Annotated in this window: 22 protein-coding genes and 2 pseudogenes; 16 read left to right on the top strand and 8 right to left on the bottom strand. The window is 35.7% G+C overall.

Features of this window, described 5'->3' with window-relative positions:
- The first annotated feature begins 9 nt into the window (after window positions 1-9).
- From IGI38_RS14070 to IGI38_RS14035, 8 genes are all read left to right on the top strand, one after another.
- Window positions 10-717 (top strand): helix-turn-helix domain-containing protein, encoded by a 708-nt coding sequence (locus IGI38_RS14070; RefSeq protein ID WP_438731646.1) that lies wholly within the window; start codon window positions 10-12, stop codon window positions 715-717.
- Between the two features lie 297 nt (window positions 718-1,014).
- The gene (locus IGI38_RS14065) at window positions 1,015-1,698 is read left to right on the top strand and encodes a sugar transferase (protein WP_438731643.1); all 684 of its coding nucleotides are present in this window, start codon (window positions 1,015-1,017) and stop codon (window positions 1,696-1,698) included.
- Window positions 1,699-1,733: 35 nt separating this feature from the next.
- Window positions 1,734-2,507 carry a YveK family protein gene (locus tag IGI38_RS14060; protein WP_438731640.1) on the top strand — a complete coding sequence of 258 codons (774 nt, stop codon included), beginning with the start codon at window positions 1,734-1,736 and terminating at the stop codon, window positions 2,505-2,507.
- 15 nt (window positions 2,508-2,522) lie between these two features.
- A complete protein-coding gene (locus IGI38_RS14055; protein WP_438731637.1) occupies window positions 2,523-3,206 on the top strand; it encodes a CpsD/CapB family tyrosine-protein kinase in 684 nt (227 codons plus the stop codon).
- Between the two features lie 65 nt (window positions 3,207-3,271).
- A complete protein-coding gene (locus tag IGI38_RS14050; protein WP_438731634.1) occupies window positions 3,272-6,148 on the top strand; it encodes an immunoglobulin-like domain-containing protein in 2,877 nt (958 codons plus the stop codon).
- 16 nt (window positions 6,149-6,164) lie between these two features.
- Window positions 6,165-6,647, top strand: a complete 483-nt coding sequence (locus tag IGI38_RS14045; RefSeq protein ID WP_010741462.1) for a DUF4352 domain-containing protein — start codon at window positions 6,165-6,167, stop codon at window positions 6,645-6,647.
- A gap of 173 nt (window positions 6,648-6,820) precedes the next feature.
- Window positions 6,821-7,921, top strand: coding sequence for a non-hydrolyzing UDP-N-acetylglucosamine 2-epimerase (wecB, locus tag IGI38_RS14040; protein ID WP_438731631.1), 1,101 nt, complete (start codon window positions 6,821-6,823; stop codon window positions 7,919-7,921).
- Window positions 7,922-7,954: 33 nt separating this feature from the next.
- Window positions 7,955-8,905 carry an LCP family glycopolymer transferase gene (locus IGI38_RS14035; protein WP_438731628.1) on the top strand — a complete coding sequence of 317 codons (951 nt, stop codon included), beginning with the start codon at window positions 7,955-7,957 and terminating at the stop codon, window positions 8,903-8,905.
- Here the strand turns inward: IGI38_RS14035 and IGI38_RS14030 are convergent.
- Both IGI38_RS14030 and IGI38_RS14025 read right to left on the bottom strand, forming a co-directional pair.
- On the bottom strand, window positions 8,898-9,323 hold the full coding sequence (locus IGI38_RS14030) for a hypothetical protein (protein ID WP_438731625.1): 426 nt from the start codon (window positions 9,321-9,323) through the stop codon (window positions 8,898-8,900). The two genes, IGI38_RS14035 and IGI38_RS14030, sit on opposite strands and share 8 nt — an antisense overlap.
- A gap of 527 nt (window positions 9,324-9,850) precedes the next feature.
- The gene (locus IGI38_RS14025; RefSeq protein WP_438731622.1) at window positions 9,851-10,687 is read right to left on the bottom strand and encodes an AraC family transcriptional regulator; all 837 of its coding nucleotides are present in this window, start codon (window positions 10,685-10,687) and stop codon (window positions 9,851-9,853) included.
- Between the two features lie 130 nt (window positions 10,688-10,817).
- Between IGI38_RS14025 and IGI38_RS14020 the strand changes: the two genes are divergently transcribed.
- Both IGI38_RS14020 and ebgA read left to right on the top strand, forming a co-directional pair.
- On the top strand, window positions 10,818-12,314 hold the full coding sequence (locus IGI38_RS14020; RefSeq protein WP_438731619.1) for an amino acid permease: 1,497 nt from the start codon (window positions 10,818-10,820) through the stop codon (window positions 12,312-12,314).
- Window positions 12,311-15,376: a beta-galactosidase subunit alpha gene (gene ebgA, locus IGI38_RS14015; RefSeq protein WP_438731616.1), complete on the top strand. Its 3,066-nt coding sequence runs from the start codon at window positions 12,311-12,313 to the stop codon at window positions 15,374-15,376. Before IGI38_RS14020 ends, ebgA begins: the two co-directional genes overlap by 4 nt.
- A gap of 82 nt (window positions 15,377-15,458) precedes the next feature.
- Here the strand turns inward: ebgA and IGI38_RS14010 are convergent, their stop codons facing one another.
- The 5 genes and pseudogenes from IGI38_RS14010 to IGI38_RS13990 all read right to left on the bottom strand — a co-directional run bounded on the left by IGI38_RS14010 (window position 15,459) and on the right by IGI38_RS13990 (window position 18,958).
- Window positions 15,459-16,283: a hypothetical protein gene (locus tag IGI38_RS14010; protein WP_438731613.1), complete on the bottom strand. Its 825-nt coding sequence runs from the start codon at window positions 16,281-16,283 to the stop codon at window positions 15,459-15,461.
- Between the two features lie 293 nt (window positions 16,284-16,576).
- A pseudogene (locus IGI38_RS14005) lies at window positions 16,577-17,452 on the bottom strand (IS256 family transposase); the annotation flags it as partial.
- A 130-nt stretch (window positions 17,453-17,582) separates the two neighbouring features.
- On the bottom strand, window positions 17,583-17,786 hold the full coding sequence (locus IGI38_RS14000; protein WP_438731610.1) for a hypothetical protein: 204 nt from the start codon (window positions 17,784-17,786) through the stop codon (window positions 17,583-17,585).
- A gap of 13 nt (window positions 17,787-17,799) precedes the next feature.
- The gene (locus IGI38_RS13995) at window positions 17,800-18,504 is read right to left on the bottom strand and encodes a DUF7006 family protein (protein WP_438731607.1); all 705 of its coding nucleotides are present in this window, start codon (window positions 18,502-18,504) and stop codon (window positions 17,800-17,802) included.
- 322 nt (window positions 18,505-18,826) lie between these two features.
- Window positions 18,827-18,958 (bottom strand): IS3 family transposase, encoded by a 132-nt coding sequence (locus tag IGI38_RS13990; protein WP_438733380.1) that lies wholly within the window; start codon window positions 18,956-18,958, stop codon window positions 18,827-18,829.
- Window positions 18,959-19,034: 76 nt separating this feature from the next.
- On the opposite strand from IGI38_RS13990, the pseudogene IGI38_RS13985 reads away from it, so the two are divergent.
- Together IGI38_RS13985 and IGI38_RS13980 are read left to right on the top strand one after the other, a co-directional pair.
- Window positions 19,035-19,181, top strand: a pseudogene (locus IGI38_RS13985) (IS200/IS605 family transposase); the annotation flags it as partial.
- A gap of 641 nt (window positions 19,182-19,822) precedes the next feature.
- A complete protein-coding gene (locus IGI38_RS13980; protein ID WP_438731604.1) occupies window positions 19,823-20,518 on the top strand; it encodes a winged helix-turn-helix domain-containing protein in 696 nt (231 codons plus the stop codon).
- A 100-nt stretch (window positions 20,519-20,618) separates the two neighbouring features.
- On the opposite strand, the gene IGI38_RS13975 is transcribed toward IGI38_RS13980, so the two are convergent.
- A complete protein-coding gene (locus tag IGI38_RS13975; protein WP_438731601.1) occupies window positions 20,619-22,142 on the bottom strand; it encodes a helix-turn-helix domain-containing protein in 1,524 nt (507 codons plus the stop codon).
- A 305-nt stretch (window positions 22,143-22,447) separates the two neighbouring features.
- Between IGI38_RS13975 and IGI38_RS13970 the strand changes: the two genes are divergently transcribed.
- The 4 genes from IGI38_RS13970 (at window position 22,448) to IGI38_RS13955 (ending at window position 25,390) form a co-directional block, all read left to right on the top strand.
- Window positions 22,448-22,690, top strand: coding sequence for a hypothetical protein (locus IGI38_RS13970; RefSeq protein WP_438731598.1), 243 nt, complete (start codon window positions 22,448-22,450; stop codon window positions 22,688-22,690).
- Between the two features lie 567 nt (window positions 22,691-23,257).
- Window positions 23,258-24,337 (top strand): DUF4352 domain-containing protein, encoded by a 1,080-nt coding sequence (locus IGI38_RS13965; protein WP_438731596.1) that lies wholly within the window; start codon window positions 23,258-23,260, stop codon window positions 24,335-24,337.
- On the top strand, window positions 24,330-24,812 hold the full coding sequence (locus tag IGI38_RS13960) for a TcaA second domain-containing protein (protein WP_438731593.1): 483 nt from the start codon (window positions 24,330-24,332) through the stop codon (window positions 24,810-24,812). The genes IGI38_RS13965 and IGI38_RS13960 overlap by 8 nt, the downstream gene beginning before the upstream one ends.
- Window positions 24,809-25,390: a hypothetical protein gene (locus tag IGI38_RS13955; RefSeq protein ID WP_438731591.1), complete on the top strand. Its 582-nt coding sequence runs from the start codon at window positions 24,809-24,811 to the stop codon at window positions 25,388-25,390. Before IGI38_RS13960 ends, IGI38_RS13955 begins: the two co-directional genes overlap by 4 nt.
- The last annotated feature ends 49 nt before the right edge of the window (window positions 25,391-25,439 follow it).

The raw sequence follows: 25,439 nt of genomic DNA, 5'->3' as shown, positions 1-25,439 counted from the left end.
AGATACAGCATGAAAGTATTAATTTTAACCCAAAATCTATTAGCCGAAACCATTTTTCAGAACAAGCTCCAGCAATTAAATTACGAAGTGTATTGCAGCACGTGTTTAGTAAACGAATGTCAGAGGATGAGTCAGGAAACCACGCAGCTGCTTTCGTGTTTTGATGCGGTCATTTTAAGTGAAACGATCGCTTATCAAGAGATCGTTGATCTAATACTAGGCATTCGCGATCATGTGCCGATGATCATCAGAAAGTACGAAAGTGACTTTACGAAGAGTACCGAAGAGGAACAAACAGAGCATGTCATTGATCGATGGATTCGAGTAAATGCCTCGTTAGAAGAGATTCGTGAGCTTTGCCAAACAATTACTCCAAGAGAAACAGAGCAATTATCAGGTGATGTCTCCAGAAAGGAAAGACCTGAACAAAAGAAATACCCGCTGTATAATTTTGGCTTTTCTAATCGTGAGAGTGTCTTACTAATGTGTCTGCACGAGCATCAAGGACAGTACCTTTCACGGCAAGAGCTTTGTGAAAAACTGTGGCGTGAGGAGGGTGTGACGAGCTCGAAAATGACCGCGCTATCCAGTTGTGTGCGTAATATCAAAGAAAAGGTCGAAAAAAATGGTGTGAAATGCAATCCGATCAATACCGCTTGGGGAAGAGGATATCAAATTTCAGATGACTTTTACCACCTGATCCAAATCGGAACATAGGGAAAAGATAATTTCCTAAGGTAATCATGTTATTTGAGAAACGATCTACACGTTAATATCGCTAAAAAGGCAAAAAATAAACAAAAATTGAAAGAAAAAGAAGAGAAACGATCATTTGGTTAATAAAAGCGGCTTTTTCCCGAAAGTTAATTTCAGAAAATCGTCAATTATTTGACGGTTCGTCCATTGTCTTCTGTTCTATTATTATCTTGTTAGCTGTAATTATTCTAAAGAAACAACAGCTTGGAAATAAAGAAAAATACATCGGGACTTTTACCGACCTTTGGAAGTGAGAAGATGAATAACATTTATGAGAACAACTCGTCAATCGAGGAGATTTTTATATCAATACAAACGCGTTTAAGTGTTTCCGAGTTCCTTTTAGGCAGAGTAAAACGGGCCATGGATATTATAATCAGTCTGTTTGGTCTGATGCTGCTTTTAATTCCATTCGTAGTAGTTGCTTTGCTGATTAAACTAGAAAATCCAGAAGGGCCTGTTTTTTTCAGCCAAACACGTGTAGGTCTGAATGGAAAGTGTTTTGTTTTATATAAGTTCAGAACAATGTATGTAGGAGCCGAAGATCAACTGACAGAATTAATGGAAAAGAATGAGATACAAGGTCCCATGTTCAAAATGAAATGCGATCCGCGAATCACTAAGATCGGAAGTGTTCTGCGCAAATTTAGTATCGATGAGTTTCCGCAGCTGGTAAATGTTTTAAAGGGAGACATGTCGATTGTTGGTCCTAGACCAGCTTTGCCTCATGAAGTAGAGCAATACACATCGTATCACCGTTTGCGTTTATTGGTAAAACCTGGTTGCACAGGTATTTGGCAGGTTAGCGGCCGCAACAATCTTCATTTTGAAGAGATGATTCGACTAGATTTAAGCTACTTAAGTAAAGGCGGTCTCCTGTTAGACGTACAGATTATCTTTAAAACCTTGCTGGTAATTATCACACGCGACGGTGCTTATTAAACCAGTACATAAATTATCGGAGGCAACCAATCATTATGGATGAAAAATTCAATTTATCCTTTTTGTTCCAAACAATTAAGGAAAAATTACCGATCATTATTTTTTGCAGTATCTCGGGGGTACTAATCGGCGGATATATTTCCTTTTTTTGGATCACTCCGCAATACAGTTCCCAGACTCAGATGATCGCTGCGACAAAATCGACTGAAGAAAATCTTTCCAACGAGATCACAGCCAATTTACAGTTGGTGAAAACGTATAAGGAACTTGTATTAAGTGATCTCGTCTTGGGTCAGGTACAAGAAAAGGTAGAGGCAGAACAAAATCAAAGCATGTCGCTTAGTCAATTAAGAGAAGCGATCACTTTAGAACAGCAGCAGGAGTCACTCTTTTTTTCCATCCGAACAGTGAGTGACCGCCCAAGATTAGCGGCCTATTTAGCCAATACGACATCTCAGGTATTTCAAGAAGCCTTAGCAGAGAGTCAAATTCCAGGTGAAATCTCGATTACTACTGAAGCAACAGCAGCTCGATCACCGATATCGCCAAATCATAAATTGAATTTAGTGTTGAGCTTATTTATCGGAGGGATGGTCGGCTTTCTATTCGTACTATTGCGAGCAAGTGTCGACCAGACAATTAAATCAGAGCAGGCGGTCTACGAAATTTTTAATACCAACGCATTAGGGATGATCCCTTATACGACCAGTGTGGATATGAAAATGTCTGCCAAAGATAAAGATCTTTTGAAAAAAAACTTATCAGAAGATTCTCTTCGTGTGTCCAGAAGGCAACGGAAGAGAGTCTAAATGAGGAGCGTCAATATGAAGGAACGAGAAACACGACTGATTTCGATCGAAAATCGATTTTCACCAATTACGGAGCAATACCGTAATATTCGCACCAGTATTCAATTCGCCTCTTCAGCCGGCACCCCTTTAAAGCTCGTTTTAGTAACATCAACCGAACAAGAAGAAGGAAAGACTACACTCGCTTCGAACTTGGCGGTGGTTATGGCCGAAACTAATAAAAAGGTATTGCTGATTGACGGGGATCTACGACGTGCGACCGCGGGCAAATTTTTCAGTTTAGTCTCTAGTCAAAGCAAGGGTTTAAGCACGTTATTAAGTAATGTTCGAATCTCACCGGAGGAAGCGATTCAAAGTACACAAGTAAAAAGTTTAGATTTTTTACCAGCGGGGCCTATTCCGCCGAATCCCTCAGAGCTGCTGAATTCAAGTCGGCTAGACGAGATTTTTATGCAATTAGAGGACCAGTACGATTTTATTATCGTTGATTCACCGCCATTGCTGGTGGTAACGGACGCTCAAATCTTTTCTTCAAAGGTTGATGGCGTCATCTTAGTCGTTCGGGAAAATCGGACGAAACGCAATAATTTGCTGAAGTGTAAAACCTTGCTCGAACGGTCGCAAGCCCGTTTGATTGGCTTTGTGTACAACGGAGCGAAATCGATGAGCGCTGGAAATTATAAATACTACAAATATTAGGGGGTGATGGATGAATACGCGGTGGTTTTAAATAAAAAAAGGGAAAATAGAAAGGGGAAAAAATAGTGAAGAAAAAGAAATTATTAACAATCGGTGCCAGCAGCTTGATGCTGTTGAATACAGGGTTAATGCCTGCTATGGCTTTAGCTGAAGAAAAGACGCCAGCAACGGAGGAGGTATCTCCGGAATTAGCAGATAGTTTAGCTAAAGATGCTTTACCTGAGGCAGCACCAGAATCAAGTACGGAACCAGAACAAGAAACACAGGAATCAAAAGCCGTACCAACGAGCGAAGTACCAGAAGAAAGTACTGAAGCGCCTGAAGCGGCAAGTGAACAAAAAGATGCAAGTCCAATTATGCCAATGGATATTGGGTTGATTGCTTGGGGGAAAATTGGTCTAAAAACGTCTACAAATAAAGAATTGGTGATCAATAATCAAAAGACAGAAGGTATTTTGACCGTTGATTTAAATATCACACAAGTAGCCAATATCGGAATTGCGGATAAAACGTATTACCAAGTCAAATTACCAAATGAATTCAAACCTTTATTAGAAGACCCACGTTTTATCAATTATATATCCGGGGAAATGAAGGCTTACAATGCTGGGATTCCTATTAAATCTTATAAATACAAATCTACAGATGTCAAAGTGGATCCTGAAAGCTGTTCATTAATCGTTCAAAATCCAAGTATTACAACAATCATTGGGCTGTTTCCACATGTTTATTGTTCATTAAACATTGATCTAGGTGGGTTTGTAACAGACACAGAAATTCGGATTCCAAACTCATTAGACGGTAAATATCATTTTAACACTGCCTTGACACAAGACAATAACATTATTGATTGGACTGTTGGCGGCGGAAAAGAGTCTAGCGGTTTCTTAGAATATGCCAAAATCGATCCAGCTTATGGGACTGAAAAACCTGTATTGACTGCTGAAAACCGCAAAATTGTTTTAGGTGATGACTTCAGTGGCGCATTTGCAATGAAGGGCGTCTCAGCGATTGATAAAGAGGATGGCGATATCACGAAAAATGTTGCCATTATTGACAATCAAGTGAAGTCTAATGTAGCTGGAATTTACCCAGTGACTTATAAAATTGTTGATAGTCATGGTTTATCAGCAACTAAAACGATTGATGTTACTGTAGCGGCCAATACTTTGCCAGTCATCAATGCTGAAAACAAAGTGATCGAAAAAGGCGAACCATTCAATCCATTAGAAGGCGTGACCGCTCATGATGAAGAAGATGGTGATTTAACGTCAAAAATTAATATTAAATCGAACAACGTAAATACCAATATTCCTGGTAAATATTTTATAACTTATTCAGTAGAAGACAACCACAAAGGAATCACTACGAAGGATATCGAAGTTGAAGTCAAAGAGAGCGTTAATGGAATCGTAGCTAGCGACTATACAGTCGGACAAGGTCTGATTACCGGTACGTACGAAGGCAAAGTTTCTTATCTTGAATTTTATGTTGATGGACATTTAGTATCTAGCGGCGGAACCTTGAAGGACGGCAAATTCACGTATGAAGTAAGTACTGGACTAATTAAGAAAAACTCTAAAGTAGTACTAGTTGCTTACGATAAAGACAAGAATAAATTAGACGAGAAAACGGTCAAAGTTATTTCAAATTATAGTGGAACGATGTCCGCTTATGACTACACAGTCGGTGACGAGTATATTCGCGGAACGTACACAGGTGATGTGAAGAAAGCTAAAGTTATTGTTAATGGCAAAGTTCTTGCACTTGGAGGAACCTTCAAAGATGGCGAATTCAGCTACTGGGTTGGCAAAAACGCCATTAAAAAAGGTGATAGTGTCTTAATCAATGGTTATGACGTAGATGGTGATGTGTTAAGTCAAAATAATAAAGTTAATATCGTTGCCGCACCAGAAGAAAAAGGAGCGATAACACCGAATAAATTCACTGTTGGAAATGTCGAAATTACTGGAACTTATACGGGTGATGTGAAGAAAGCTAAACTGTATGTTAATAACAACTTGATTTCACAAGGCGGAACCTTTAAGAATGGCACATTCACTTACTACGTGGGACAAAATATTATTTCAAAAGGCTCCAATGTTCGCTTAGTTGCTTTTGGTTCGGAAGACAATGAGTTGGACAGCAAAACGGTTCAAGTAGAATCAACAACCTCTGGAGGTATGTTAGCAGACAGCTACACTGTGGGTGATGAATACATTACTGGAACGTACACAGGCGATGTGAGAAAAGCCAAAGTTATCGTTAACGGAACTGTTTTATCTCTAGGTGGAACTTTCAGCGGTGGACGCTTCACTTACTGGGTAGGAACATCAAGAATCAAAGCCGGCGACAGCGTATTTATCAACGGTTATGATCAAAATAATGCATTAGTTTCTCAAAACAATGCAGTTACTATCAAGCAAGCTCCTGCACAAAAAGGAACAATCACACCAAGTCAATATACAGTCGGCAACGGAGAAATCACAGGAACCTATACAGGTGATGTGAAAAAAGCACGCTTATCTGTAAACGGCAATGTTATTTCTTGGGGCGGAACCTTTAAAAACGGTCAATTCACTTACTATGTTGGCAGCAGTATCAAAGAAGGCGACGTTGTTACCATGAATGCTTATGGAACAGATGATGTGTTGCTGCAAGAAAATGTGAAGGTTGCTTTCACAAGCTCTTCTTACAAAGGGACCATTTCACCAAATACTTACACTGTTGGTGCTATTGAGGTTACTGGTATTTATGTAGGCGATGTGAAACAAGCGCGTCTTTATGTAAATAATGGGTTAGTTTCAGTAGGTGGAACCTTCAAGAATGGTACTTTCAGCTACTATGTTGGAAATGCTATTAAAAAAGGCGACAATGCTTATCTAGTGGCCTATGGACCAGATGGAATTGAATTAGATAGAAAAACAGTTCAAGTGAACTAGCGAACGGAGATTTTGAATGAAAAAATTATTATTGAGTATCATTGCAGTTTGTTTTATCTTAACTGGATGCAGTTCAGCTGGCGACAAGGAAACGAAGGACAGCGGAGCAACATCGGTCTCAGTTGCTAAAGTCGCAGTAAAAGATGGCTTAAACACACCTTTCACAGCGGATGGGATTGAAATGAAAATCACTGAAGTATCTAGCAGCGAATCTGTCAACGAAGCTAAAAAACCAAAGCAGCTGATTACCTTTACCGTGGAGTATAAAAATATTGGTACCGAAGATAGAGGCATCGGGGCGATTGATTTTCGCTTAGTGACAGATAAAAAGGATAAAACATACAACGTAACTGAGGAAATGGAAGCTTTCGGCGGTGTAGTAGAGCCGGAAAAAGCTTCTAAAGGCAAATTGTATTATTTGATTGAGCCAGGAGAAAAACCAACAAAATTGGAATATGCTCCAGCAGACAAAGCTCTTAAAACATGGGACCTAAAATAATAGCTTTTTTCATTGACCGTTATTACGCAAAACACAATCGATCTTTTATTATTTAGATCCTCAATTCGCTTGATTGATGTACCAAATTTGAAGATCTTGAAGAAGAGTGTTCAAACTCTTCTTCAAGATTCTTTGTTGTAACGGACAAATTCTTGGATAAAAGGGAGATACATATGCCAATAAAAGTACTATCGATTTTTGGTACGAGACCAGAAGCAATCAAGATGGCACCAATAATCAAGACCTTAGAAAATGACCCGCGTTTTCAATCAAAGGTCGCTGTGTCTGGGCAGCATCGAGATATGCTAGCTCCGGTACTGAATTTTTTTGAGATAACACCAGACGATGACTTGAAGATCATGAAGGAAAATCAAAGCTTGAGCGATGTGACGGTGCGGATCATTGATAGACTGACACCGATCCTGCAAGCAGATGTTCCAGATATTGTGTTGGTTCATGGCGATACCACTACCACTTTGGCGGCCGCTTTAGCCGCTTATTATCAACAAATCACCATCGGACACGTTGAAGCCGGTCTGCGTACTTGGAAGAAATACTCCCCCTTTCCAGAAGAGATGAACCGTCAATTGGTAGATACCTTGTCAGATCTTTGTTTTGCGCCCACAGAAGAAAGTGCAGTCAATCTACTGAAGGAAAATCATCAAGAAGATCAGATTTTCATCACGGGGAATACTGCGATCGATGCGATGAAATATACGATTGATGAAGACTATTCACATCCTTGTTTACCAAACAATGGTAAGTTTCGCATTTTGGTAACGATGCATCGTCGAGAAAATCTTGGTGAACCAATGACCGAAGTTTTTCAAGCCTTGGCGCAGTTAGCAAAGGAGAAAAAAGAAGTCGAGATCATTTTTCCGATGCACAAAAACCCGCAAGTTCGAAAGCTGGCGAAAAAGGAACTCGGCAATATAGCGAACGTTCAACTGATCGAGCCGCTGGATATTTTTGATTTTCATAATTTTGCTCAACGTTGTGAATTGATTCTGACTGATTCTGGTGGTGTTCAGGAAGAAGCGCCATCACTTGGAATTCCGGTGCTGGTATTGCGAGATACAACCGAACGCCCCGAAGGAATCCGAGCGGGTACGTTAAAGCTTATTGGTACAAAAAAAGCGACGGTCTATCAGGAAACGTTAGCATTGCTGGAAGATCCGGCTGCTTACAAAAAAATGGCTCAAGCAGTGAATCCATACGGCGATGGACATGCAAGTGAGCGGATTGCCGATATACTGGCACAGGCTTTTCAATGAGGTGCAGATACTGGATAACTATGGAGAGAATGAATGGGAAAAAAGCAAAACAGAAAAGGTCCTAATCAAAAGCAGCGACTGAAAAAGATTCTGCTCATGTTGGTGAGTATGCTGCTGGTGGTGGTTCTATTGATCACAGCGATTGGCGCAAAGGTGCTTTATGATGTGAAGGAAACAACCGATGAGGCCTATGAGCCAGTCAAGCGAGCACAAAACCTTACGCAGGTTGATCTGAAACAGAAAGAACCTTTCAGTATTTTACTTTTAGGAGTAGATACGGGCGCTTTAGATCGAACGGATCAAGGGCGCTCCGATACGATTATGGTGGCGACAGTTAACCCGGCAACAGAAAAAACGTTGCTGGTTAGTTTACCACGAGATACCTATGCTGAAATCGTCGGCCACCAAACAATGGATAAGATCAATCACGCCTATGCTTTCGGAGGAACCGCTATGACGATCGCGACGGTAGAAAAATTATTGGATATACCGATCCATTACTATGTATCGATCAATATGGCAGGAATTGAGGCGCTAGTTGATGCAGTGGGAGACATCAATGTTTCAAATCCTTTTGCGTTCTCCTATGAAGGAACTGATTTTTCGAAAGGGCCGCAGCGACTTGACGGAAGCAGAGCCTTAAAATATGTCCGCATGCGATACGATGATCCAGAAGGCGATTATGGTCGGCAAGCCCGTCAACGACAAGTGATTATGGGGATCATGAGGCAGACGGTCAGTATCAAAGGACTAGGCAGCTATCAAGAGATATTGGCAAGTCTGGGCAGCAATGTTAAGACCGATGTCAGCTTCAAGAATGCCGAACTATTAGCAAGAAAATATCGTCCAGCTTTCAATAAAGTAGAATCTGAACAAGCCAAAGGCGAAGGATTCATGCAGAATGAAGTTTCCTATCAACATCTTCCACCAAAAGAATTGGCCAGAATCCAAACATTGTTGAAGAAACAGTTGGCAACTAAATAGATGAACGAAATAAACCTACGGGCAATCCCGCAGGTTTATTTGGTTTAACCCAAATATTCCTTTGCAGCAACACAACTGACGTATAAGGACCACTGTGTTCAGTCGAAGTAAAAGCCAAAACAATATTTCCAGTACTATTCAAATAAGTATAGATTTTTGTATCATTTCCGTTGAAGATTGTGAAGAATTCACTACTTGGTTTGCTGGCATTAGTAATTGTGAATCGTTCGGGATACTGATTATCCTTATCAAGATAACAGAGATTCAGATGCAGCTTGATACCAGATTTTGTCTTACGAAACTTGGCCCAAGGAAAGCAGGTCTTATTCAATGAGGTAGTTGTTGAATCAATCAGTTGAAGACTGGTCGTTTTAGAACTGGGCTTTTCCTTGGAGACTTTGTTAATGAAAATTTTCATCAACACTTCTTGGTTCAACTCACTTTTTTTGTGAGAGTGAACTGTGACAAAGAGAATCCAGCCCAATTTTTTTGTAAAGCCGGTGCTCTAAAAAGGTTCGACCGATTTCTCGATAACTGGGTAGTTCTTCGTGAACCGCGTGAACAGTACTTTGAGTGTTGTTTTAAAATCTAGTTTCTTACTATAATAATCAAAGTTTTCGATTGATCTTTTGGCTTTCTCAGATAAATCATCGCTTGAGACCCTTGTATTGGTCTTGGATAAGTCATCTGAGAGTAGTATAAAGTTTTTTTTGTGCTTGGATAGTTTTAGATCAAGATTTAAGCTAGTTGGAAAATCTTTGCAACACTAGTGATTTGATCAATATAGGGAATTGTCAAGTCAATATCGTTATTGCTGATTATTAATTAGTATTGAGGCTGATACTACAGAGCGTTTTTCGTTATATACCGATAAATGGACGTATCATTAGCTAGACTAGAAATAAGTAGAAGCTGCGAAAAATTTCCGCAGCTTTTTTTACGGTGTTAATTAATGATAAATTTTTTACGATAGGTCGAAGGTGATATACCTAATTTAGAATGGAAAAACTTGGAAAAATACGATGAAGAAGAAAAGCCCGTTTCATAAGATATTTCAGTGATGGACAACGAACTTTTTCGTAATAATGAGCAAGCTTTTTGAAGTTTCAAATCCTGAATATATTCACTAGGACCGATACTTTTATATGTTTGAAATAGTTTGTAAAGATAGGTTCGATCAATACTGTTAGCTTTTGAAATTTGATTGACGCTGAGATCTTCAGTCATATTGTCATCAATATAATTTAAAATACTTCTAAAAAGCTGTTCGCTTTGTGATGTATTATCAGTTTTCAAGTTCATTCTATCGATAGTATCGAATAGAATGAAGGAAGAAGAAACTGTGCGAAAATGATTATCCTTTTTAAATGCATCATAAATATCTTGAAAAAGGGTATCTATCCGATGATCAAAAGAATGACTAATCACACAGCTATACTTATCCAAGTTTAACTTTGAAAGATAATAGTCCATTAGTTTTCCAGAAAAACCGATCCATCTGTATTGCCAAGGGTCCTCACGATTAGGATAATACACATTTTTACAATTTGAAGGAATAATAAAAAAGTCTCCAGCGGTGATTTTTCTTTCAGGGGAAAAGGGTGTTGAAAAAAATCCCTCTCCTGCAACACAATAATGAATGACCCAATAGTTGATTGGAGCATACTCCGTAGGCTTTGTTGAGCGACATTTTTCATATCCAACTTCACAAATATTGAATTCCGAACTTAAATTATCATTGTTGATTAAGATGCTGATATCGTTTGGCAATGAGCTGTACATTAGATCCCTCCTTTTAGGGTTATAGTAAACAGTCAACATTAGTACAAGTTTTTGGAAACATTTCTTATTTTTTATATCATGTAAGCGCTATAAAATCAATGTGTAAATAAATATTGAAAGGAAGTTTGAGATGGAAAACTCTAGTTCAAGACAGCGCTTGGGGTCGGTTGCATTAATGTTGATGACATTTTCAGCAGTATTCGCTTTTCCCAGCATTGTTAATAACAGTATCCAAATTGGCTTGGCAACGATTCCCGGATATTTGTTTGGTACGATCTTTTATTTTTTACCATTTATTCTGATGATTGCGGAGTTTGCTTCTGCCAATTCAGGAAAAGAATCAGGGGTTCATAGCTGGTTGCAGTCGGTATTGGGAGAAAAATGGGCGTTTTTAGGTGCATGGTCCTATTTTTTTGTTAATTTATTTTTCTTCTGTTCTCTGCTGCCGAACACACTGATTTACGGTTCTTATGCTTTTGTAGGAAGAAACGTTTTTCAAGGTGGCAATAGCACAATCATCATTGCTATTATTTCGATTTTTCTCTTTTGGCTGATGACTTGGGTTTGTATCAAAGGGGTATCTTGGATCTCTAAAGTGACGAATTTTGCTGGAAGTGCGCGACTGTTTATGGGAGTGGCCTTTGTCGTTTTGGCATTCATTGTTGTTTTTGGATTTGGTAAAGAACCCGCGCAGGATTTCACTATCCAATCAGTGACGCCAACGTTCAATTGGACCTTCTTTATGACCATGGCATGGATTCTACAGGCGGTCGGAGGTGGCGAAAGTATTGGCGTCTACATCAAGGATGTTAAGGGTGGCAACAGCACCTTCGTTCGAACGATGATCGGCGCTACGATTATTGTTGGGATCATGTATGTTTTGGGTGCCGTGGCTGTTGGTTTTGTTGTTCCCGCCGATGTGTTAAAAGGGAATTTCTCCAACGGGATCTTCGATATTTTCAAAATATTAGGTACGCATTTCAATATTCCAAGTGGTGTGATGGTTCGTTTGGTCGGCTTGATTTTATTTATCGGTAGTCTCGGCTCGTTAGCTTTATGGACCGCAGCCCCTGTTAAAGTGTTTTTCTCGGAAATTCCAGAGGGTGTATTTGGAAAGTGGCTAGTAAAAACAAATAATGAGGGAAATCCGACAAATGCCTTGGTTGTACAGGGCGTTATCGTTACGATGCTCCTGATCATTCCAGCTTTAGGAATTGGTAATATGGACAGCTTTCTTTCGACATTGATCAATATGACAGCGTCGACCTCGTTATTGCCAGTGTTGTTCTTGTTGATCGCTTATATTGGGTTACGCTTAAAAAAAGATTCTATGCCTCGTAGCTTCCGATTCGGTAGCCGACCATTCGGGATTTTTGCAGGTATTGCATTGTTAATAATTTTCATTTTTGTGTTCTTTATGTCAACAGTTCCTGATCCTCAACTGATTATGGCAGAGATAAATGGCACACTTCCGGCTGGTGAAGCGAGTCCAATCGGGATGCTAGTCTACAATATCGTAGGCTTGGTAATTTTTATGGGCTTTGCATGGATTTGTTGGAATCGTTATGAAAGAAAATCTAGAGTATTAAACAACGAAAAGAAAAATGTAGAGGTGACAGGTAAATGAAAATTTGGGAGAACTATCAATTAGATCATTGCAATCGATTGGAACCTCGAGCGCATTTCTCGACGTTTCCAACAAAAGAAAGGGCTGTGTTGAATGAAAATAAGTATACACACGCCTTTAAAAATCTGAATGGTATCTGGAAATTTTTGTTAGTAGACGCGCCGGAATATAGTCCAAACGAGTTCTATGCGCCAGATTTTGACACAGAAAGAATGGCGGATATCAAGGTTCCGGGTAATTGGCAGGTGCAAGGGTACGGCAAGATGCATTATTCTGATTTATGGTATAACTTTCCGATCAATCCGCCGTATGTTCCAACTGAAAATCCAACAGGGATCTATAAAAGGCAATTCACAATAGACGAGAGTTTTGATGGTAAAAAAATGATTCTACGTTTTTGTGGAGTTGATTCCGCTTTTCATGTTTGGATCAATGGGCATGAAGTCGGCTACAGTAAGGGGGCAAGAAATGAAGCGGAGTTTGATATTACCTCTTTCGTTCAAAAAGATGTCGCGAATGATTTAACAGTAAGAGTGTATCAGTGGTCTGATGGTACCTATTTAGAAGACCAAGATATGTGGTGGCTCAGTGGGATCTTTAGAGACGTGGAGTTAATCGGTGTTCCATACACAGGAATCAATGATATTAAAGTGGTTGCTGATTTGGATGATGAATATAAAAATGGTCAGCTGAATGTCTCCTTTACTTTGCGTGAATCGAAAGGGCAGCTTATAGAGATAGAGCTGATTGATCCATCTGGTCATCAAGTATTGAGTAAAAAAATCACTGACAAGCAGGATAGCTTGTATGCAGAAATTCCTAATGTCGAACGTTGGACGGCGGAAACACCTGAACTGTATCAACTATTTATCTCCGTTTATGAAGGAGATAGCCTAGTAGAAGTGATTCCCCAAAAGGTAGGATTCAGAAATATTCGGTTAGCCGGCGAGGTTTTCTTAGTAAACGGTGTAGCAATCAAATTTAAAGGCGTTAATCGTCATGATTACAATCCTAGAAATGGTCGTGTCGTATCGAAGGAAGAAATTGAAAAAGATATTCGTTTGATGAAGCAATTCAATATTAATGCTGTTCGAACTAGTCATTATCCTGCGTCCTCCTATCTGTATGATCTTTGCGACGAGTATGGAATGTATGTGATTGATGAAACAGATCTGGAATGCCATGGTTTTGAATTAACTGGAAAATATGATTGGATCAGTGATGATCCGAAATGGGAGATGGCCTATGTTTCACGAATGATCCGAATGATCGAACGAGATAAAAATCATCCATCTATTATTTTCTGGTCTTTAGGGAACGAATCGGCTTTTGGATCCAATTTTGTGAAGATGACTGAGGTAGCAAAAAGAATAGATCCAACCCGTTTGGTTCACTATGAGGGAGATTTTGAGGTAGAAGTAGCCGATATTTATTCGACCATGTATACATGGTTGGAGCATCCGACGAAGCAGCCATTAATGAAGACGATCATTGATGAATCAAATAAACCGCATATTTTGTGTGAGTATGGTCATGCGATGGGGAATGGCCCAGGGAATTTAAAGGAATATCAAGACTTATTTTACGCTCACGATAAGCTGCAGGGCGGTTTCATTTGGGAATGGTTTGATCATGGAATTGAGTCTTATACGGATAATGGCGAAAAATACTATCGTTATGGTGGCGACTTCGGAGATGATCCTTCTAATAAAGATTTTTGTATCGATGGAATGCTTATGCCGGATAGAACACCTTCACCAAGTCTTTATGAATATAAAAAAGTGATTGAGCCAATAAAAACAACAAAGATTGATCTAAATAAAGGAGAAATCGAGTTGTTAAGTCGTTTTGATTTCCAAAATCTGGAAGTTTTTGATTTGTATTATTCGATCGTTGAGGATGAAAGACTAATCGAAGATGGAACAATTTCGTTACCTTCGATCCCTGCACGTAAGAGTGCTAAATTGACATTACCTTATCGTTTAAACTTTATACCGAAACCTGGTGCAAGTTATTTCTTGAATATCTCTTATCAATTAAAGGCAACAACTCTCTATGCATCAAAGGGTCACGAATTGGCCTCAGCTAGCTTTGAACTTCCAATCAAAGTAGAAGGTACGGAAGTTGTACCAAGAGGTGAGATGCGGGTTAGTGAGACAAAAACCATGTTGAGTATTGAAGGATCGAACTTTACCGTAACGTTTGATACAGTCAGAGGAACGCTTCAACAACTAGTACGAGACGGTCAAACGATCATTGAAAAAGGACCAAAATTCACGATGTGGCGAGCACCAATCAGTAACGATATGGAGATTATCGATGAGATGAAAAAACAGTATTTCCTGCATTTAGAGCATGAAATTGTGACATCTTTTGATTGGGAAGAAACAAAACAGGCGGTCCAAGTCACTGTAAATACAATTAATTCAACTACCAATAGCGCATGGCATTACAAATGTACCTACAGTTATACGATCTATGGAAGTGGAGATATTTTATTTGATCTAAAAGGTAGTCCTAGTGGAAAAATCGACACTGCACCAGATATGCTGCCACGGTTAGGGATATCCATGCACGTGAATAAAGATTTGAATCAAGTAAAATATTTAGGATGTGGTCCAAGAGAAAACTATGTAGATTCGAAAGAAGCAGGGTATCTTGGCGTTTATAGTTCAACGGTTGAGGATATGTTTACAAATTATGTTGTCCCTCAAGCCAACGGAAATAGGATGGATACAAGGTGGTTAGCATTGAACGATGATCGTGGACAAGGATTATTCGTAGCAGATACTGAAGGATTCAATTTCAGCACTTCATATTTTGAAGAAACTGATTTGGATAACGCCAAACACACGTGTGATCTAAAAGAACGGGAATATGTTGTTGTGAACATTGACTACAAGCAAAATGCGCTGGGAAGTTATTCCTGTGGGCAATGGCAACTAGAAAAATATAGGACAACCTTTGAAAAATTTGACCTATCCTTCCGACTGACTGGATTTAATTCGAAGGAGGTAGATGCTGTATCACTTTCTCATGAAGTTATTAATGCACCATTTTAGGAAATAAATATATACTCCCTCAGTTTAGCGAATGGTTAAATTCCATAGCGCATATTGAAGGGAGTATTTTCAACATAATGATTTATAATTGCCGTATACCGCCTATTGGTGGCAAAGTTATACCATTCTCGTCAGCAATCCTTTTTATACGATTTCTGGTCTCCATTGAAACATAATCTCTTTTTATTATTTTGTAGTATGTACGGGAGGTCTGAGCAATAGTTGATAATGCCTTATTTAGAGTCATACGGGCATATTTTCCGCGTTTCGCATAAATTAATAGTAGTCTCTCTATTTGCAAATCGGTTAATTTACAACCACCCCGCGGATGGTCTTTTTTTACTGAGAAACTAATTTTATTATTGCTATCCGTTTCATTTTGCTTTTTTAATAAAGCATTATTTTTAATTCTTAGTTGAGCTATTTGATGTTTAAGTTTTTCATTCTCGACCAAAAGTGAGGTTTGGTTGTATGTTAATTTATTGATAGATTTATATTTCGTTTTATTTAGTTTGGAAATAATTATTGGTAAAAATGATTTGGCTTTTGAAATTTGAACTTGGATAGAATGAGCAGCATTAAAAAATAAATCAATTTCGGTGGTATATTCTGAATTAGTTAAATTGTTCTTGAAAGGCTTCATTTCATTTATCTTCTCGACTAAGTCGATTATATCTTGAGCAACGGGAAATGATTTTACTATTCTAAAAATATGTATTAATGACTTTTCAATTTTCACTAGTTGATCATACTTACTTTTATACATATTCCTATAAAAAGATGTTTTTTTCTCTAGACTATTTTCATAACCCTTTGGGTGTGGCTGGATGGGTTCTAACCTGAACGATAGATTCTGTAAAAGTAATATATGCTCATCAAGCTCAATAAATGCATCTATAAATTCCATTCTATTACCTCCTCGTAAAATACTTTATTATAATAATGTAACATATAGTTGAGTGGTATTAGAAATAAATTTCGAATAGGTAAAGAAGAATTAAAAATTTTGGGGTAAGGATTTAGACTAGAATGATTAACTTAATAATGGACTTGAAGAAAAGAATCGTGATATTGGGAAAGAAATTAGTATCTTCACTTTTTGATACAAAAGAGTGATTGGTGAGTTAAGTAGCACTCGGCTAGACTAAGACCATTCATAAATTGTTTGAATGGCAATACCATATTCCTCAACAAACTTTTTGGACCTTTGCCGAACTTTTTCATGTCTCGACAGACTTCCTTATAGTCCTTACTTGGAATGTAGCGTAATGCATTACGAACAAGATGAACAATACAGCGTTGAACAATTACTGAAGGAAAGATTGCTTTTGCGCCTTCTTCGAGGCCGGAAACACCGTCCATCGAAATGAAGAAAACATCTTCTACTCCACGTATTTTCAATTCATCAAACACTTGCATCCAGCGATTTTTGGATTCTGTTTGATTTAACCATAATCCTAAAATCTCCTTATTTCCTTTGAGATCATAGCCAAGAATGGTGTATACAACATATTCTTTCGCTTCATAGTTTTCCCGTAGAGTAACATACATACAATCGACGAATAGAAAAGCATAGCACTTAGCTAATGGCCGAGCTTGCCATTCTTCCAATTCGGGAAGTACGGCGTCAGTGATATTTGAAATCATTTCATGGGAAATATCAAAGCCATAAATATCTTCGACTGTTGCGGTGATATCTCCTTGACTCATTCCTCGTGCATACATGGAAAGAACCTTGCTTTCGATGTCGGAGACATCTCGTTTTCTCTTAGGAGTTAATTCTGGTTCAAAAGAAGCCTCCCTGTCTCTAGGAACATCAATAGCTACTTCACCAAAGCTAGTTTTAAGTGTTTTATTTCCATAGCCATTTCGACGATTATCGTGTTCCTTAGGCTCTTTAGAATGGGCATCATAACCTAAATGGTTATTCAATTCTCCTTGAAGCATCTTTTCAAATAAAGGACCAAACACATCTTTCAAAGCATCTTGCATGTCATCGACAGATTCAGGTTGATAGGCATTCAGAATGGATTCAGCTAACTTCTCAGCATCAGGATTTCTTTTCTTTCTAGCCATCGTGTAATCACCTCTTGATCTTATTTTAGAAAAAGAAAAACCGCGAAGCAACCACCTGCCTAGGATTTATGGTTACTTACACGGTTCATATTACACTCTCGGTTTCTATGTCGCATATTCCTATAAAAAATTAGCGCCTTAGTATTTTGTAATGTTTAATTTCAGAAAGATTGTATTCATACTTTTCATAACCGATATTTACCTCTAATTTCTGCGTTCCTGATAGTACATTTTTCTTTTCTAAAATATTAGTAACATTGTAGAGAAGATCTTCTTCAAATTTCCCATTAATATCTTTGTATTTATAAATTAGTAGTAATTCAATAGATGACATTATTTTTTCCTTTCTAATCAATTTTGAGCATATATGGTAGTGAAAGTTTTTTATTTTCTTCATTCCAATAGAATTTTGCCATTTCATCAAAAATGTATGCGTATTCCTCTTCTACATATTCAAGTATATGATCCGGACTAAGAAAATCATAAAATGAAATTATTGAAAATATATAGATTAACTTTGCATCAATTTGTTTTAATTCCAAATAGCTATCACAAAAGTTTGTGGAAGAAATATTTCTGATAATATTGAACGTTTTATCTTGAAGTTCCTGACAATATGAATCGACTGAATGGTATCGTTCCTCTATTTGTTCGTAAGACTGTTTTGATTCAAGTGAAATGTGGTTAATGATATCAAAGTTCCATAGACAAACAACTGAATGATTTGTTGGATAAATTTTGTAGATTAGGGAATACTTGGTAATTTTATCTTGAGATAATTCAAGCATATCCTTATAAGATCGAGTATAATCTGTATCTATTATTTTTAACCATTGTTTGCTTTCTAATGAAGATTCTGCATGATGTATATAGAAATCAACTAAACTAGTTTTTTGATCCAAAGAGTGTAATATTGCAATACAGTCAATAAAATTAAATGGTGTAACACTCTCAATAATTCTTTCAGCAGTATCTCCTATTTCAAATAGATATGCTAAAATATTAGTCTCATTTTGTATATTTTTTTTTAAGTGATTCCAATAAAATTCCACAAATCATTACTCCTTTTTTTAACAACACGAACTAGCTATCATTCATTAGACAAAGTTGACATCTAACGAAATATATTCTCATACAAATTGTTCTATTTTAGTGCTTTAAATATGTACTTATAAGGTTCAACTTTATAGAACTTTCATTATTCATACTTATACGTGTTTCAAAGGGGCTCTTTGGTCAATAGGCTGAGTTAGAGTGACAAAATAAGTTCACTTCAATATAGCACTATCGAATGGGTTTATGTGTATGCAGTATTTCAAGCAGAGTGGATTATAATCAATAGCTGAGACCCTTTTTTAAGAGAGATTTTTTATGTTAAGATACCAGCATCTTTTTCTTAAATTCAACAGGAGAAAAATAAGCCAAATCACTGTGAATTCTGCGGTTGTTATAAGAATCTTGAACATAACTGAAAAATTGCCGCTTTGCTTCCTCAAAAGATTGGATTGGCTACGAAAAACACAGCAAAAAGACGAAGTTCACTATGAATAGGCGAAATGGTGCCAGTTCTAAAACATTACGGTCAACAGAATATTACGTGAGTACAGTAGGTTTAAATCAGAAAACAAGTGCAAAACATATAAGAAAACAAGAAGCAGAGAATCGAATTCGATATACCATAAGTAAAAGAGAATATGTCAATCTATTCAAAATGAAGAAAAATAAATAAAGTAGCGAGCGGTTGGCGGTTTTAAAAAAGAGCTTCATTTATGTAGTAGGCGAGTAGGGATCTCTTCTAGAGCTGTAAAAAAGCTACCCGTTTTCACGTAAGGATGGGTTCCTGTAATTAAGTTATGAATAATAGGTAAACTTTACTCATCATTATTTGGAACTGAATAAGTACTTTTAACTACCGAAAAACAGAATATCAATATTATATGATAATAAACAGGAAACAATTATTGCCTTATAGATAGCTGAATAATATTCATTAGGAGGGATAATATAAATAGTGAGATTAAAAAGTACCAAAAATTGGAAAGCATTCTATTAATTAAATCAATAAAGCGGATTGATAATGAAGCTCATTTTGCTAATAAAAAAACGTCAGAAAAAACTTTATGTTGAGTGGATTAGTATTCTTTTCACTATTCTCAGTGATTATCAATAGACTATTTTCTACAAAAAGGGAGCTTTAATGATCTTCATTTCCATTCTTCCGATTGTTTTCTAATTAATATTTGGAATAAATAGCTTTGAATATTTAAAATAGTACAAATAGATCTTCCAAACTTATTCATACCATCTATAAAATTGTTTTTTTGAAAACAATATCTGAATTTAAATACTGTGTAAAGGATGACTATTAATATGTCGAAAATATTGATATTAACTAAGAATCTATTATCTGATCAAAAATTACAAACTGATTTACAACGATCAAACGAGCAAGTGTTTTGTTCAACTGACCTGATGTACGATGTACCAGCCTGCATTCAAGTGGTCAGACACTTTTCAATTGTCATTTTTAGTGACACAATTTCTACTCTAGAGTTTTCAAAATATTATTCAACATTCAAAGAAAATGGATTATTTATATTAAGGAATGGTAGTAAAGAGAATGTGGAAGAAACAGAATATTCTTATCTTGTTGATATAGTAGATGGCTGGATTAACAATAAAACATCGAGTGTTGATGTACTTGAAATGATTTCAAGTTTAGAGGAGTTGAGTGATATAACAGTTTTACCAAATTTAGAGGTAGATGATTTGAAATTAAAAATTGACCATTTTATATTGAAACTTTCTTCTAAAGAAAAAATGTTGATACATTGTCTATTTGTTGCTAATGGAAAAACAGTTTCTCGACAAAAAATTTGTCACTTCATATGGAATGAACCACCGACAAATTCAAACTTAAGTCAATTATCCAGTTTGAGGAAACGTCTCAATAACAAGTTGATTGATAGTGACTTCTCTGGAGAAGAAATAACAACTATTTGGAAAGCTGGTTATGCACTAACTCCAGAATTCATCTCAGCTTTGAAGGAAGGATCGTATTTTTAAATATTAATTAAAGGACCTTCTTTCTCAATGGAGAAGGCCCTTTGCGTAATCGGTAATAGTAAGTGGTGAATAGTCAATCTTTATTCAGTTTCTTAATTTGTTACTCATTTAACAGATTTAATATTTTCTTATTAATAGCCAAGAGATCAGAAAGCGTCACTTGAGCATTAATAAGTAATATGTCCATCGATTGATTAGAGTTGATGGTAATTGAGTTTGTACTTAAACAAAAATCAGCATCCTTATATGCAATGTTACTACTTATATCAATATTGTAGTAGCTTTTAAAAGTATTCTGGATCCGTTCAATAACCCCAAATTCTAAAATGGGAGGCAAATCTGTTTCCATTTTTATGTAAATCTTTTTTTTAAAATCTGCTGGACTTTCAAAGAGAGTACTTATCATGGCAAATTGTATTGCTAAACCATTACGTTTATCAATATCGTTAGGGTATACACCTGAGTGTTCCATAACCATATTAGAGCGGCGAAGTAAATCGGGAAAGTTCTTAAAAATGAATTCCTCAAGGTTGTAACCAGTGAGAGTACGACTATTCTTACCAAAGAGTTCAACGAATATGAACCCAGAAAAAATAGTACTTAAAAAAAACTTTTTTTTCGTACTTTCAAGATTATCGAATCTAAAATCCCCTTTTTTATTATTTGAAATTTCTTTAATGTATCGTGAATTACGTGCTATATTTTCTTCAGTACCAGAATAATTACTTAAATAATTATTAATATCTCTACTTGCCAAATAAAAACTTGAATCAGAGTAAAGCCAAAGCAACAAAAACTTAATTTCGGTCGATTCAAGTAAGTAGTTAGAGCGCAACTCAGAAACTAGTGTGGAAATAAACTCATTGTTCGTATCCAAAATAATTGATAATAATTGATTATCGACGTAGGGTGAACTTTTTACGGACTCAACTTTTTTTTGTTCTATTCGAAAGCCCTTTCTAAAGCGAATAATGTTTACCGCCAAAACATAACATGTGAGCTCAATTCCGATTTCATTATATTTCAAATTATTATTTATAAAGATAGATCTCACTAACTTTTCGCATTTCATTTTTGATACACCAGGAAAAGGCCAATGCATTCCCTGATAGATTCTCCAAAAAAATGTAACCATAAAATAGCGAATTTTTGCTTCGTCTCCGACGAGGTAGGCATTTCCTGATTTCTTTTTAACAGAGAATCCTAACTCTTCAAAAATCGGGGTTAATTCATAAAGTCTTTTCCGAATGTTTGATTCAGAGATAAAATTGTCATAAGAAAATTTTGTGATATTGAATTCATTGTCTAATAGAAGTAATTCTAGCAATTCAAAAAAGGGGGTTGATTGAACAATTTGCTGATATAGAATTTTATAATCCTTTTTATCTCCGACAAATTTGTATCCTTGACCATGTTTTGTAATTAAAATATCCTTATTTCTATTTTCTTGAATATAAGGTTTGTTTTGTAATAAACCAAAATACTTGTAGATAGATCGTCTGTCCATATTAAGCAGTTGACTTAATTCCTCTATATCCATAAAACGTGGATTTTTGTATAAAACTTGAAGTAACTCGAATTCTTTGGTTGATTCACTTCCCAAAAAGCTATTAAATATCTGCATTTTACTCCTCCGATTGAAAAATTCAGTTCATTTTAAAATACAAGAGATCTCAATATAAATATAGATTTGTACATTTGAAGTTCTTTTTAATAATTTTAGGTTCAAAAGGCAAAATTATTTTCAATAATTGTTGTATAATTTTTTATCACTATTATTCAAGATGTTTAAAGGATAAATACCAGTTTCTATTTAAAAAAAATATCACTTATCATGAATAGGTCATTATGCTATTGTAGCCTTTTTTATGTAATGTTTACAAATCACTCATCATAATAATCTGGTTAAAAGAAAGTAGATGATTTGAAATGAGTACCAGTAAGGATAATTTTAGAAGTAGCCTGATTGCGGGTGTTGTCATACATCAATCAAAGAATATTTTAAAAATAAAAGATGTGTGGACTCAAAAACATGTAGTCATTTATGCTGATAAGTCTGAGTGTTACAAGCTAGGGGATATTTTAGTTATTGATAAAGACAGACAATTAGTTGTTGAAAAGCTTACTAATTATTCATTTGATTCTTCGAAGGTGTTTCTAGGCAAAAGATAATTATCGAAAAGAAAGTATACTTATAAAACGATTGAGAAAAATTTGAGCATTAATTTATTATAATACTGGAATCTCTGATTTAACAAATAGAAAGATTCCAGTATTATAATTTTGCAAAGATATCAGTTTTTTTTATTCGAAAGACCTCCTTGCGCACTTTTTTTGTACAAAAAAAAGATACATTGCCCATATCTTATTTTCTATAGTTATTTAGGAAGAATTCAGTAGGAATAGTGAATTCTTGAATATGATTTTAAATAGGGGGGATAACATGATAGGAAACAGTAATCAATATATAAATAAGATTATTGGAATTGTGACGTAATCAGTAGCATTCTGAGTTGACATTGAACAGTTAGAAATCAAAAACAAGGAAACTGGGACAGCATTAGTGTAATAATATTTTAATCAAAAGTGCAAATAGAAGATTGATTAAAAATACAGTCTTGAAATTTATTGATTAACTGGTAAAAATGACAAGATATAGATAGTGTGACATCCTATATTGATCAAATTATGATTAGCTCTGCATGAACAGAATTATTAGTGACAAACTGGGAGGAAACAATGAAAATTACGATTAAAATTTTTGCAATTCTTAGTACTATACTCCTTTTAAGTGGATGTTCTTCTACAAAAACGAAAAAAGAATTGAATGAGTCTAAAAATAGAGATATATCTGTAAAAGTTATTGAAGGTTCTTATTTTTATAGAGAGGACCAAGGTAATTCTGACGACGATGGGTTATTGGCATTAAAGATATCTATAAAAAATAATTCAAAAAAATCAATGAGTATTTTAGATTCAGGAATTTCTTTATATGATAGAGATGGAAACAAAGTTGAATCTCAAAATGTATATTCTACTGACAAAAGTTTTAAGATGCTTACGTATAGCAAATTGTCTCCTGATAAAACTATCACGGGATACTTATTATTTGATGTGAAAAAGGATGCTAAATATGAATTACAAGTAGATACTTCAAATTTTGAAGATGAGAATGAGACCGTAGCAATTAATTTAGATATTTCGAAGTATAAAGATTATAGTGATACTCGAAAAAATATGGCTGATTTATTCATTCAAACTGTATTTTTGAACTCAGATAAGAACGAAAAAGGTCTAGAATTGGGAAATGATCTAGCAAAAGAGCATAGTGAATTTAAACAAAAGTTTATGGAAGCATTAAAAAAAGAATTTAACTATTATGAGCCTTCTAGTGCTGAACTTGAAGCTGTAGCAAATAAGGTTATGGAAATAAATCAAAAGAAGGCCAAGATTGACTATACAGTTGTAGACTTGACTCCCAATTATGCAAAAATAAAAGTCAATCCTCAAATTGTTCGTTTTGAAGAAATAGACCAACAAAGTATTCTCGATAATTTTGTTGAAGAAAATCAAGATAGTTACAGCGGAGCAGATAGTTATGAACAAATCAATCAAGATGCAGAAAAATATCTAATTCAGCATTTACCTGAAAAGTTATCTGAAGCAAATGTAGAAACACCAGAATATTTAAGTGGTGATGGCTACGACTTATTATTAAATAAAAAAGGTAGCAATTGGGAAGTTGATACCTCAAACAGTAGTAATAATTATTTCTATAAAAAGCTCAAGAATGCCTTCATGGGTGACCTTGATGCATAAAAAAGTAACTAATTTCGAGAAAACGATACTACTTGTAGTAGTATCGTTTTCTCTTATAGGAATGCTTTATGCATTAAAGAAAAATTCTGTTGAAAAAATGACTCACTCATTTGAAGAAGCTATAAGAAAAGAAGATATAGCAGCTTTCAAAAAAGTATGTTCAACTTATTCTGATGGCTCTAGTATAACCGACAAAGAAATCAAATTATTTTTCAAGAGTTTAGATAAAAATGATTTAAAGAATCAAACAGAACGGTTGTTATCTAATGATAAAAACTTTGTAATAAACAATAAAGAGAATCGATTTAATAGAAAGACTATTTCTCCCAAAAAAAGGTTTTTTAGTATAGAATCAACTGATGATATGATTTTAACTCTTGATGGGAAGGTGTTGGACCAAAAAAAAAGGGTCCCTTTATACCAAGCGAATACAAGTGGACATTCAAGACCGTATCAGAAAAATTTGGTACAGTGAACATAAATAAAGATGTTCTCCTTACTAACTCAAATTCGGAACTAACCGTTCAAGTGGGGGCTCTATTTATAGAAAATAAAAATTTTCAAAATAGTAGACTTATGGATGTAGTTACTTTTTATGAATCATATAATCAGAGTCTAAACTTCAATTCTTTTGATAAATTGAAACCGACTTCTCAAACTTTTGGAGATGAAGTAACTGTTGATTTCCTCCTTTTTTCAGAATACTTAGAGAATTATGAGCAAACATTCAAAAAAGTTGAAGTAAACAGAGATTCTTACAAGTTTGAAAATCGTTCGGAATCTGTCTTGGCTTTTGACATGTATATCGACTTGGATATAAAATTCAATTTTACTAGTGACTCAGAACTATCTGAAGATGTTTTGAGAATGAAAACACAATTCTTTACTGTTACTGAAAAATATGATGATACTAATAAAATATGGGTTATTGATAGTATCCATGCTTCAAAATTTAAACAAGATACTTCCGATTGGAAAAGTAATATACTATACAATCTTCCTAATCCTAGTAAAGGGGTGTGGAATAGAAATCTACTAAACAATCTAGTTTAAGTTTTTTAAGGAACAGTATAAACTCAGATAATTATTTATATCTATACCT

It is taken from the genome of Enterococcus sp. AZ128, assembly GCF_051714485.1.
In the GTDB taxonomy this organism is placed as follows: domain Bacteria; phylum Bacillota; class Bacilli; order Lactobacillales; family Enterococcaceae; genus Enterococcus_A.
The sequence above is the reverse complement of the archived record's forward strand: the minus strand, read 5'-3'. Positions and strand labels throughout refer to the sequence as shown.